Here is a 12600-nt window from a genome sequence, read left to right as displayed (position 1 = left end):
TCCTCAATCTTTTTCTACGAAGTATTTTTGTAAAACTTCCGGATAAAATGCATGTTCTATTTCGTGAATCTGCTGTCCTACTTCAGCAAGTGTTTCCTCACCTGACAGTTCCAATGCTCTTTGTGCAATAATCGGTCCTGTATCCATTCCTTCGTCTACATAATGGATCGTAACCCCTGTGATTTTCACACCTGCACGATAAGCTTGACCGATTGCATCCTTGCCTGGAAAAGATGGCAATAATGACGGATGGATATTAATGATTTTATTTTTATATGTATTAAGCAAAGTTGTTCCAATAAGCCTCATATAGCCCGCAAGTACAATTAAATCAACATCATTTTCTTGCAAACGGCTAATGATTTCTTTTTCAAAACTTACCTTTGTTTCAAATTCTTTCGGATTAAATACGAAGGTTTTAATTTTCTCATTTTCAGCTTTATCTATCACGAGAGCTCCAGGCTTATCACAAACAAGCAAGGCGACTTCCATATGAAGGCACCCTGCTTTAACGGCATCAATGATTGCTTGAAAATTACTTCCTGTACCTGAAGCAAAAATAGCTATTTTTTTCACTTTATTGTCCCCGCATTCACGAATGTAACACCATCATTTTTAACAACGGAACCAATTTTATAAGCTTTTTCGCCATGTTCCACAAAAAATCGGATGGCCGACTCTGCATCCTCAGCGCGAACAGCTACAACAAATCCAATTCCCATATTAAAAATATTGTACATTTCGTTTTCGTTTATATCCCCATACTTTTCAAGAGCTTTGAAAATAGGTAAAACTGGCCATGTCCCTTTTTCAATGATGACACCGAAACCTTCAGGAAGCATTCTTGGAAGATTTTCGATAAACCCGCCGCCTGTAATATGAGACATTCCTTTTATTTCGAATTCTTGTAAAGCTGCTAAAATGGATTTGACGTAAATTTTAGTAGGCTTCAATAATTCGTCACCAAGACTTAATGAAAGTTCAGGAAGCTTTACATCAAGTGAAAAACCTTGATTTTCAAGAAAGACTTTACGGACTAAGGAATAACCATTGCTATGAATCCCGCTTGAAGCTAAACCAATTAAAACGTCACCTTCGTGAATATGTTCCCCAGTAATAATTTGCGATTTTTCACAAGCACCTACTGCAAACCCAGCAAGATCATATTCATCTTCCTCATATAAACCAGGCATTTCTGCTGTTTCACCGCCGATTAACGCACAACCAGCTTGTTCACAACCGTCCGCAATTCCACTCACAATTTGTTCAATCTTATCAGGAACTGCTTTTCCGAGCGCGACATAGTCTAGAAAGTAAATAGGTTCGGCACCTTGAACAACGATATCATTTACACACATAGCCACACAGTCAATTCCAATTGTATCATGTCGATCCACCATGAACGCCAACTTTAACTTTGTTCCGACTCCATCCGTTCCTGAAACGAGAACGGGCTCTTTTAGATTTAACTCCGATAAATCGAACACTCCGCCAAATCCGCCCAATTGCCCCATGACTCCAGCGCGCAATGTTCGTTTCGTATGCTTTTTAATTTTTTCTACCGCTTCATACCCAGCTTCGATATTAACTCCGGCCTTTTGGTAGGCATTAGCCATCCCGCCCGCCTCCTAATGATTTTTTCCTTTGAGGGACATTCAGTCTAATGTCCCATCGCCGACTTCTAATAACTATTCAATTCCTTTTCATGCGGCAATAATGTATCAGGGTAAATTTCTGTCGGATATTCGCCTGTAAAGCAAGCAAGACATTGACCGCAATTTTTCCCGTACCCTTTACGTCCAATCGCTTCCAGCATTCCTTCAACGCTTAAAAATGTAAGAGAATCCGCACCGATGATTTCGCGAATTTCTTCCACACTATGTTCAGAAGCAATTAACTCTTCATGTGTCGATATATCGATTCCGTAAAAACAAGGATTTTTCATTGGCGGTGAGCTGATGCACACATGAACCTCTTTTGCTCCCGCTTCTTTTAGCATGCGAACAATCCTTTTACACGTTGTCCCTCGAACAATAGAGTCATCCACCATGATAACGCGCTTTCCTTCAACTACTTTTCTTACAGGGGAAAGCTTCATTTTAACTCCGCGTTCACGTAACTCTTGTGATGGTTTGATAAACGTTCTGCCAATATATCGATTTTTAATTAGGCCCATTTCGTACGGAATTCCAGCAGTTTCTGCAAAACCGATTGCAGCAGAAATACTTGAATCCGGCACCCCTGTCACAACATCGCCCTCGATTTGAACTTCCCGTGCCAGTACTTTACCGAGGTTTTTTCTAGCTGTATGGATATTGATTCCCTCTATATCACTGTCTGGACGGGAAAAATATACGTATTCCATCGTACACATCGCGTTTGATGAAGAAAGGGTAAACCTCTCAGCGTGCAAGCCTTCGTCATTAATAATAATAAGTTCGCCAGGCTCCACATCGCGGACAAACTCGGCTCCGATTAAATCAAAAGCACAAGTTTCCGATGATACACAATAAGAGTCACCAATTTTTCCAATAGAAAGTGGACGCAGCCCGTTTGGATCCAAAGCAATTATCAATTCCGTTTCAGTTAAAAGGATAAGTGCATAAGCACCTTTCACTAGAGATAAGGCATTTTTCATTTTATCCTTGAACGTGAGATAACCGCTTCTCTTGATCAAATGAGCTAAAACTTCCGTATCAGAAGTCGTTTGAAAAATACTTCCTTGCATTTCAAGTTGATGTTTTAAATCATTTGCATTGATTAAATTGCCATTTTGCGCAAGAGCTAGGCTCCCACTTTGCGAATGGAAGAGAAGGGGCTGGACATTCTCCAACCCACCTTTTCCAGCTCCTCCGTATCGAACATGGCCAATGGCACTTTTCCCTGGAAGGCTTTCAAGCTTCTTCTCATTAAAAACATCATTTACAAGACCCTCACCGCGAATGCCTTTAAGGCGATGACCATCCGTTACAACAATTCCAGCACCTTCCTGCCCGCGATGCTGCAAACTATGCAAACCGTAGTACGTAATTTTTGCAGCATCAGGATGACCCCATATTCCAAAAACGCCGCATTCCTCGTTTAGCCCTTTAATGTCAGCAAACATGGAATGGCTCCTTTCCAAGCATCTTCCAATGTCTTAACTTCAGAAGAAATTAATTGTTTTTCCGAACCTTCAATGACTAGCTGCCCGCGTTCTGTAACTTCCCCGATCAATGTCGCATCTTCTAGCAATTGTTCAAACGCTTCTTGATGTTCCTTTTTCACGGATAAAATAAATCTGGATTGCGTTTCTGCAAATAATGCTGCTGTTTCGTTTCCAACCAGTTTTACTTCCGCACCGAGCTCAGCTGTACCAAACAGTGACTCTGCTATTGCAACAGCTGCTCCACCTTCTGAAACGTCGTGAGCAGATGCAACGTATCCACTGCGAATCGCTTCAAGAATTTGCTTCTGTCTTTTTACTTCTACGTCTAAGTCAATGGATGGAGCTTTACCAAATATCTTGCCGTTAACCATCTTCTGTAGCTCGCTTCCGCCGAACTCATCTTTCGTTTCTCCAACCAAATAAATGAGGTCTCCAGCTGATTTAAAGTTCTGAGTTGTAATGTAAGATAGATCTTCAATCAAACCGACCATACCAATAATTGGTGTTGGGTAAATCGCTTTTCCGCCTTTTTCATTGAAAAGAGACACGTTCCCACCGATTACTGGACTTTCAAGAGCGATACAAGCTTCGCTAATACCAGCAGCTGATTTTTCAATTTGCCAGAAGATTTCTGGTTTCTCAGGGCTACCGAAGTTTAAGCCATCTGTAATCGCTAGTGGCTTCGCACCTGAACAAACGACATTTCTTGCTGCTTCAGCAACAGCAATTTTCCCACCAACTTGAGGGTCCAAATAAATATATCTAGAGTTACAATCTGTTGTAATTGCGATTGCTTTATTTTTCCCGCTAATTCTAACAACTGCCGCATCAGAGCCAGGGCTGACAACCGTATTCGCTCCAACATGTTGATCGAACTGGCTATACACCCATTCTTTGCTCGCAATCGTTGGTTGTTGTAAAAGTTTTAGCAATGTCTCATTGTAATCAGATACTTCAGGAATCTCTTGCTCCATCGTTTGGAATTCGCGGTAATACGCTGGTTCCTCTGATGGCTTATGATAAACAGGAGCATCTTCTGCTAACGCATCTGCTGGAACTTCTGCCACAACTTCCCCTTTATGAAGAAGGCGAAGCATTTTATCATCTGTTACAGTCCCTACTGAAACAGCTTCTTGGTCATATTTTTCAAAAAGATCAATGACTTCCTGTTCACGACCTTTTTTCACAACGATGAGCATTCTCTCTTGTGATTCTGAAAGCATCATTTCGTATGCTGTCATGTTTTCTTCACGCTGTGGAATTAAATCGAGATTCATTTCAACTCCGAAGCCCGCTTTACTTGCCATTTCTGCTGAAGAACTCGTCAAGCCCGCTGCTCCCATGTCTTGAATCCCAATCAATGCATCTGATTTAACGAGCTCCAAACAAGCGTCCATCAACATCTTCTCTGTAAAAGGATCACCTGCCTGTACTGCAGCTCTTTCCTTCTCTTCTTCCTCATCAGCCAACTCTACTGATGAAAAAGTAGCTCCATGAATTCCATCACGACCTGTAGGAGAACCAACATACATTACTGTATTGCCAACACCTTTTGCTTGCCCTTTTTGAATATGTTCGTGATCAAGCAATCCAACTACCATCGCATTTACGAGTGGATTTGTTTTATAAGAATCGTCGAATTGAATCTCGCCGCCCACTGTCGGAACACCAAGGGCATTTCCATAATCGGCAATCCCTGCAACTGCTTGCTCAAGTAAATAACGTACTCTAGGAGTATCAAGTTCACCGAAACGAAGTGAATTTAATGAAGCAATTGGCTTTGCACCCATCGAAAAAACGTCACGAATAATTCCGCCTACTCCAGTTGCCGCACCTTCATAAGGTTCTACTGCTGATGGTGAGTTATGGCTTTCGATTTTAAATACGACAGCTTGGTTATCGCCAATATCGACAATCCCAGCACCTTCTCCAGGTCCTTGAAGAACTTGTTCACCTTTTGTAGGAAACTTTTTCAAAACTGGTTTGGAATTTTTATAACTGCAATGCTCAGACCACATAACCGAAAATAGACCTGTTTCCGTGTAATTCGGTGTTCTGCCGAGCATTTTTTCCGCTAGGGCAAATTCTTCGTCTGTCAAACCCATTTCACGATATATTTTATCTTCCTTGATTTGTGTTGGATTTGGCTCAAGCGTTTGTTGCATGTGATTCCCTCCAGTTTCTTACGATCGATTGAAAGATTTTAAGACCATCTTCGCTACCAAACAATGAATCTACTGCACGTTCTGGATGAGGCATCATACCAAGTACATTTCCTTGTTTATTCGTAATGCCTGCAATGTTTTCGATACTTCCATTCGGATTTGATGTATAAGTAAAAATGATTTGATTATTCTCTTTTAACTCGGAAAGAGTTGCTTCATCACAATAATAGTTCCCTTTTCCATGAGCAATTGGAATATTAAGTTGCTCCCCTTTTTCATAAGCAGAAGTATAAGCTGTGTCGTTATTTTCCACTTTAAGTTGCGTAGGTTTGCAAATAAACTTTAGATTTATGTTTTTAAGCATTGCTCCTGGCAACAAACCTGCTTCTAGTAAAATTTGAAAACCGTTTCCGATTCCAAGAACTAATTTTCCAGATTCAGCAGCCGTTTTTACAGCTTTCATAACTGGCTGCATATTAGCAATCGCACCTGGACGAACCGCATCACCATAAGATGCTCCTCCAGGAATAAGGATGGCATCATAAGCATCTAAGTTTTCACTTAAGTGGCTCACATATTCCACTTCTTCATTCAATTTCTTCTTGATGACGTCAAACGTATCGACTTCACAGCTAGTTCCGGGGAAAACGACGACAGCGAATTTCACTGTGCACCAACCTCCTCAATTTCAAAGCGATAATCCTCAACTTCTTTATTAACGAGGAGTCCTTTACAAATGTTATGAACCGTTTCTTCAATATTTTGTTCCGTATTTTCAAGCTTTAACTCAATATACTTACCAACGCGAACTTCTTGAACTTCAGGGAAATCTAACTTTTGCAATGCCTTAGTCGCTGCAGCACCTTGTGGATCAATTACACTTTCCTTCAATGTTACGAATACTTTTACTTTATACATCATCATGTCTCCTCCAGATTTTAGTTTGGTTTAAGTCCTTTAACGTTTCTTCTATATCATCAGTTAACACAGTCACATGCCCCATTTTGCGATTATGCTTCGGTTCTTCTTTTCCGTAAAAATGGATAGACCATTCTGGGCGCATTGGAATTTGATTGATAACTCCTTCAACATGCTGACCTAAAACATTGACCATTACTGTTTTTTGTAAAAGCATTACTTTTTGCAACGGCCAGCCACAAACCGCACGAATATGCTGGTCAAACTGAGAAACATTGCAAGCTTCAATTGTATAATGGCCAGAATTATGTGGGCGTGGTGCCAATTCATTCACATAGATTTTTTCATCTTCTGTTAAAAAGAGCTCAACCGCCAATGTACCTACTAGACCAAGGTGATCCGCTATTTTATGTGCCAATTTAGCCACTTTCATTTCCACATTGCTAGATACTCGAGCTGGAGCAATCGTTTGATGCAAAATATTATTGAGGTGAATATTTTCGCCGACCGGAAAATAACTCAATTCGCCAGACGTACCTCTCGTCATAACAACTGATATTTCTTTTTCAAAAGGGATCCACGCTTCAAGGACACATGCTCCATTTTTTAATAGCTCAACTGCATTTTCAATGTCTTGTTCATTTTTTATAACATACTGCCCTTTCCCGTCGTAACCACCACGAGATGTTTTCAAAACAGATGGGATACCGATTTTCCTTATTCCATCCTCTAAATCTTTTAAACTACCAATTACGGCATATGGAGCAACCTCAACACCTGCTTCTGTCAAAGCCTGCTTTTCCAAAATTCGATCTTGCGTGATTCTGATTAACTCCGCTCCTTGAGGGATATATGCTTTTTCCAAAAGCCAATCCAATGCCTCATAATCTATATTTTCAAATTCATATGTAACAACATCGCTTTTTTCAGCTAATAGTAATAGAGCGTCGCGATCATCATACGCCGCTACAATTTGCTCATCAGCCACTTGTCCAGCTGGTGAATTAGGAGTCGGCTCCAATATGACAACGCGAAATCCTGCTTCTTTTGCTGAAAAAGTCATCATTTGGCCAAGCTGACCACCGCCGATGATACCAATTGTTTGTCCTGGTCTAATAAACTTTTCAGACAAGCTGATCACTGCTTTCTAATACTTTTTCTCTTAAGTCATTTCTTCTTTTTTCAAGTCTATCTGCTACTGCACTATTTTCAATCCCGATAATTTGAGCGGCAAGTAGTCCCGCGTTTGTGGCACCTGCTTTCCCGATTGCTACTGTCGCAACAGGCACGCCGCCTGGCATTTGTACGATTGATAAAAGAGAATCCAGCCCTTTTAACGTTTTGGATTCAACCGGAACACCAATGACAGGTAAATTTGTTTTAGCTGCTACCATGCCAGGTAGATGCGCTGCACCACCTGCACCAGCAATAATTACTTTCAACCCACGTTCTTTTGCGGTTTCTGCGTATTCAAACATTAAATCTGGCGTCCGATGCGCTGACACGACTTTCTTTTCATAAGGAACCTGTAATTCATCCAAAATGTCACAAGCGTGTTTCATCGTTTCCCAATCGGACGTACTTCCCATAATAATTCCGACTTCGGTGTTCATGTAAATCCCTCCGTCTATAAAATAAAAAATCCGGATAAACTGCTTTTCTGCAAAAGAAAGCAGTTCATCCGGGTATAAAAAACGCATTTGAAAAAAGCACATCAAATGCTTCCCAAATTCCACTTTCCTCATAGTCCAATTATTTTCGGTAATCGGGTAGAGACTTATGGGCCATATTCCCATGATATACGAGGCTTTTAATACAATTTCATCATAACAAAGAAAAGAAGACGATGTCAACCAAAAATCGAACATTTATTATTCACCAAAACCGAATGTTCGTGTTTAGGAGTCTTTTATTCCTTGGAAAATTATTTTTCGACCAATTGGTATGTAATTTGTTTTACCTTTTTCTATCTCTTCTTTAAAAATTGGCTTTTCAGTCCGTTTAATGACTTTATATCCTTCTTTTTCAATTCGATTCAAACAATCATTAATTGTTTCATTTTCCAACACTTCAAATTCTTTTTTCATTCAGACTTCCCTTTCTTCACAGCCTTCACCCAAAACCCGCCATAAATCGTTTTTGGCTCATATGCAATAATAAATGCTTTTGGATCAAGTTCCTTTATTTTTTGATATAAGCGGAGTTCCATTTTTCTTGACGTTAATACCTCAAGCGCCATGCGGTCACCTTCCAATCCTTGAGCCGCCCAACTTGTAACCCCATACCCTTCATTTCTCAATTGTTTCGGAAGATCACGATCATATTCCTTCGTTATTACATTCACCATTATATAACCAAGAGCCATCTTTTCCTCTATTTTAGTCCCGACAATCACACCGATCCCGTAACCTACTGCGTATGCGATTAAATTTTGAATTTGATTAAGGTTATCAAGAACAAGCCCTAACCCAACAACATATATAACCACTTCGATCATACTAATAAAAGCTGCAATATAGCGATAACCTTTTAAAGTCAAAATCATCCTAATTGTAAAAAACGAAACATACACTACGTTAATCGTTAAAATAATAGCAATCATAACAAAACTATTTTCCAGCATGAATCTTCCCCCAATATATATTCTCTATAACCAATACCCTTAAATAATGGAGAACATACAATTTTTTTGGGAAAAAAGTGGAAAGCTTCCCTTCATTTAATAAGGGAAGCTAAAATAGGTTTATTCTTTTAAAGAGAGCATTAATACATTTGCATTAACTTTAAGTAATCTTTTGGCATCTGGACCAATGTTCTTCTGTTGCCCCGGATTTTCTAAACTTTTTTGAAGGTCCTCAAGTTTTTTAGTTGCCTGTTTAAATTGTCCTTTTTGAAAATGTTTTTCAGCTTGTCTCAAGCTATTCGTCAGCTGCGAAGCAATCGGTTTATCTAATTGACCATCTGCTGAAAAGCGATTAATAGTATCATCTATTTGTTGGAATTGTGTTGGTATACTATCCGATAAATACGTTTTTAGATTAGGCAATTCATCTAACGTCAAAACGTAATCATGATTATACACTTTTTTCAAATGATCAATTGTATTTTGATCCTTTAAAACACTACCATTCCAAGTACTGAACCAGCTCCAATTGGCGTGATAGAGTGGTAATAAATCAGGATCAGGAATCGGACCATTTTCAGCCATCGCTACAAGCTTTTTATTATCTACAAGTTCTACCAATCTTTCAAAATAGTTACTAATCGGTGCGTAATTATAATTTCCCGGGTAAGAATCGTAACTAACGATGTCTACATATTCATGGCCAGGATACCATTCAGGGGACACTGAATTCCAAACCCAAATTAGATTATTAAGCTTATGATGATTGGTCATTCGATCGTACATTATTTTCCAAAGTTCTTTTACCGGCTCAGGTCCTTTTGCTCCCCACCAGAACCAACCACCTTCAGCTTCGTGCAATGGTCTCCAAAGTACTGGCACATTCGCATCCTGCAATTTTTTCAATTCAGCTGAGATAGCATCTATATCACGAATGAGCAACTGATAATCCTCAGAATCCGGATTATTTAGTGCATATTGAAGATCAAAAGTAGTAGAATCTGAATAAAATCCTCTCCACCATTCTTTTCCTGGCTGATCAATTAAATCTTTTGGTGCATTCCAATGCCATGTAAAAGCAACGATGCCCCCTTCATTGTTCCACCAGTCAATTGCCACCTTAACCTCATCAGCTGATGTCCCTCTTTCTACTCGTGACGGAGAATTATCAATAAAGTCTAGCCCAAGTACTGCTGGCTTTTTTCCAGTTTGTTGATGAATAAATTGAACATCGATTAAGTTGTCATTTGGATATACTTGTTGACCAGACAAAATATTTTTACCGTAATGATCCACAAGAAAACTAAGTAAAGAAACAGCTTCCTTCGTAGCATGCGGATTAATTAACTCTTTAGCAACCTGATGCTGCTCAGGATTTTCAGTAGGTACAATTTTAATATAATCGATAATATACCATCCCCATCCCTTTTCAAGCGTGATTGTATTGGAACCTTCATTCAACAAAATACTTCCCGCGGAAGCTTCTGTAAATCCCGATACCTCAGTTAGTTCAACTTCTCCTTGCCCTGCCCCATTTAAAAGTAGATTCGCCTTCTTATATCCATAGGGAGCTGCATATCCAACTGTTAGTTTATACACCGCAGTGGAAGGAACTTCAACAGTGAATGTTACAGAACCGGTATCATTCGTGAACCCAGTCACGTAGCCACTTCCTGAGAATCCACTCAATGACTTTTCAACCTTTAAATCCGATAATTGCGCCTCCTCTGCTTCATAAACCATTGAAGAAACGTCTTCGCTAGCGATAGGAGAGGACGAAGGAAGTAAGGTAAACGATAAAGTGATAATAAAGAAAAGCAATTTAGCCTTTTTAAAAATATCAAACGATTTTTGTAACTTCATTTTTAATTCCCTCCTTTAAATAAGTATAGAAAGCGTTTACAATAATATGGATTCACCCCCGGAAATGTTAGTTAATGGATAACTTAATTCTATCTTCCATATGAATATTGGTCAATAATGGAAGAAACTCATGTTATACGATTTTTTTATCTTTTTCTACTTTCGAAGTTACTGTATTTTTAAAAAATGCTGCACATTTTAATAAATATCGTCGAGAAAAATAAAAAATCTCCGTAGTTTTTTCGCTACGAAGATCATAATTGTATGAAAAGAAATACAACGAGGAGAGTAACTATTCCGAAAAGGCAAACAGCAACAAGTAAATATATCAGAAAATGAATAAACTCTTTTAGCTTCGCCCATTTCATGGTAGACTCTCCCGAACAGTTATTTTAGTTTACAATTCTTTTTGCTCCAACGTACTTAGTCTTCCAGTAATTAAGATTCATGGATTGGATTCTTACACCATTTGATGTTGCCCCAATGAACTGTTGCTTTCCTACATAAATCCCAACGAATGATACTGACTTCCCGTTTGTTTTGTAGAATACTAAATCCCCTGGCTTTAGATCCTTCAACTTTACATCTTTACCTTTTTTAAATTGATCTGCACTTGTACGCGGCAAATTAACTTTTACACTTTTTGCATACACATATTGAGTAAAACCTGAAGCATCAAACCCTTTTGTTGTCGTTCCGCCCCACTTAAACGGCTTCCCTTTCAATGTTTGCGCGTATGCCGCAACCTGATCTCCTTTTGTCTGTGCTGCGGCATCCGCACTCAAGCCAAACAATGATGAAAACATTAGTGCTAGTGCTGTGATCACTGCTACGACCCATGATGTTTTTCTTACTGACATCCCCATTTCCATTACAAATCCCTCTTTCACTTTTTATTGTTTTTTTCTTTCTAAACACATCATAAACAATTTTCAGAGGGCAATCGTTTCCGATTGGTTAAAAATAGTTACATAAAGGTTAAAGGGGGTTTTTATTCGTATTTGGAGTTTAGTAACAGTTAGGGCTCGGAGAGAATTAATAGTTAAAATCCTTAGATTGATTTCTTTCATCATCAAAATCACCACTACTTAAGGCATCAATACGCTTATTGGTTACCTTTAGCAATAAAATCCATAAGACTTAGGGTATCAATCACCCGATTGATACCTCTCAACATCAAAATTGGCTGATTCGTTGATCTTCTTGGTTCTCCCGATCCTTGCTACATTGATTTCGTTTCTTTACTTCCATGCCTTCCGCATTTTTTCAGGAAAACAAAAAAGACACCCAATATTTTGGATGTCTTTGGTTGCCTGGCAACGTCCTGCTCTTGCAAGGGGAAGCCCCTTACTACCATCGGCGCAAGAGCTTAACTTCCGTGTTCGGGCTGCGGATCAGGATGACCGGCGAATCTCTTCGTCATTTGCGTTCGTTCGATTCTCATGGGCATAGCCCATTCCGAGTCTCTCTCCCTTGATTCCTTGATCTTCTTGGTCCTCCTGATCCTCGCTAACATAGTTTCCGCTTCTTTTCTTTTATACCTTCGGTACTTTTTGAAAATCAAAAAAGACATCCACTAATGTGATGTCCTTAGTTGCCTGGCAACGTCCTGCTCTTGCAAGGGGAGGCCCCTTACTACCATCGGCGCTGAAGAGCTTAACTTCCGTGTTCGGGATGGGAACGGGTGTGACCTCTTCGCCATCGCCACCAGACATATAAATTGATGAAGGATTCATTCCTTCAAAACCAGATAATAAGAGAAAACAAACCGTATCATACATTGATTAAGTCCTCGATCGATTAGTATCCGTCAGCTCCATGTGTCGCCACACTTCCACACCGGACCTATCAACCTGATCATCTTTCAGGGATCTTACTCGCTT

General features: G+C 39.5%; 12 protein-coding genes, 2 rRNA genes and 1 riboswitch. All 14 genes read right to left on the bottom strand.

Features of this window, described 5'->3' with window-relative positions; all coding sequences use genetic code 11:
* Positions 1–3 precede the first annotated feature (3 nt).
* Entirely contained in the window at positions 4–576 is a 573-nt protein-coding gene (gene purN / locus MT489_RS11140; RefSeq protein ID WP_244681630.1) for a phosphoribosylglycinamide formyltransferase, read from the bottom strand.
* The gene (purM, locus tag MT489_RS11135; RefSeq protein ID WP_244681629.1) at positions 573–1616 is read right to left on the bottom strand and encodes a phosphoribosylformylglycinamidine cyclo-ligase; all 1044 of its coding nucleotides are present in this window, start codon (positions 1614–1616) and stop codon (positions 573–575) included. Before purM ends, purN begins: the two co-directional genes overlap by 4 nt.
* 65 nt (positions 1617–1681) lie before the next feature.
* A complete protein-coding gene (gene purF / locus MT489_RS11130; RefSeq protein WP_244681628.1) occupies positions 1682–3106 on the bottom strand; it encodes an amidophosphoribosyltransferase in 1425 nt (474 codons plus the stop codon).
* Positions 3082–5313, bottom strand: coding sequence for a phosphoribosylformylglycinamidine synthase subunit PurL (gene purL, locus MT489_RS11125; protein WP_244681627.1), 2232 nt, complete (start codon positions 5311–5313; stop codon positions 3082–3084). Before purL ends, purF begins: the two co-directional genes overlap by 25 nt.
* Positions 5297–5980, bottom strand: coding sequence for a phosphoribosylformylglycinamidine synthase subunit PurQ (gene purQ, locus MT489_RS11120; RefSeq protein ID WP_244681626.1), 684 nt, complete (start codon positions 5978–5980; stop codon positions 5297–5299). Before purQ ends, purL begins: the two co-directional genes overlap by 17 nt.
* The gene (purS, locus tag MT489_RS11115; RefSeq protein WP_244681655.1) at positions 5977–6231 is read right to left on the bottom strand and encodes a phosphoribosylformylglycinamidine synthase subunit PurS; all 255 of its coding nucleotides are present in this window, start codon (positions 6229–6231) and stop codon (positions 5977–5979) included. The genes purQ and purS overlap by 4 nt, the downstream gene beginning before the upstream one ends.
* Positions 6224–7369, bottom strand: a complete 1146-nt coding sequence (purK, locus tag MT489_RS11110; protein ID WP_244681654.1) for a 5-(carboxyamino)imidazole ribonucleotide synthase — start codon at positions 7367–7369, stop codon at positions 6224–6226. Before purK ends, purS begins: the two co-directional genes overlap by 8 nt.
* A complete protein-coding gene (gene purE, locus MT489_RS11105; RefSeq protein ID WP_244681625.1) occupies positions 7356–7844 on the bottom strand; it encodes a 5-(carboxyamino)imidazole ribonucleotide mutase in 489 nt (162 codons plus the stop codon). The genes purK and purE overlap by 14 nt, the downstream gene beginning before the upstream one ends.
* Positions 7845–7955: 111 nt before the next feature.
* Positions 7956–8056, bottom strand: a riboswitch (purine riboswitch).
* 73 nt (positions 8057–8129) lie between these two features.
* Positions 8130–8318 carry an NETI motif-containing protein gene (locus MT489_RS11100; RefSeq protein ID WP_244681624.1) on the bottom strand — a complete coding sequence of 63 codons (189 nt, stop codon included), beginning with the start codon at positions 8316–8318 and terminating at the stop codon, positions 8130–8132.
* A complete protein-coding gene (locus MT489_RS11095; protein ID WP_244681623.1) occupies positions 8315–8854 on the bottom strand; it encodes a DUF2179 domain-containing protein in 540 nt (179 codons plus the stop codon). Before MT489_RS11095 ends, MT489_RS11100 begins: the two co-directional genes overlap by 4 nt.
* A gap of 120 nt (positions 8855–8974) precedes the next feature.
* Positions 8975–10717, bottom strand: a complete 1743-nt coding sequence (locus MT489_RS11090; protein WP_244681622.1) for a glycosyl hydrolase — start codon at positions 10715–10717, stop codon at positions 8975–8977.
* 392 nt (positions 10718–11109) lie between these two features.
* Positions 11110–11589: a C40 family peptidase gene (locus tag MT489_RS11085; RefSeq protein WP_244681621.1), complete on the bottom strand. Its 480-nt coding sequence runs from the start codon at positions 11587–11589 to the stop codon at positions 11110–11112.
* A gap of 724 nt (positions 11590–12313) precedes the next feature.
* Positions 12314–12429, bottom strand: a 5S ribosomal RNA gene (gene rrf / locus MT489_RS11080).
* Positions 12430–12497: 68 nt separating this feature from the next.
* A 23S ribosomal RNA gene (locus tag MT489_RS11075) occupies positions 12498–12600 on the bottom strand; the annotation flags it as partial.

It is taken from the genome of Lederbergia wuyishanensis, assembly GCF_022900255.1.
Taxonomy (GTDB): domain Bacteria; phylum Bacillota; class Bacilli; order Bacillales; family Bacillaceae_C; genus Lederbergia; species Lederbergia wuyishanensis.
This window is presented reverse-complemented; position numbering and strand designations above follow the sequence as displayed.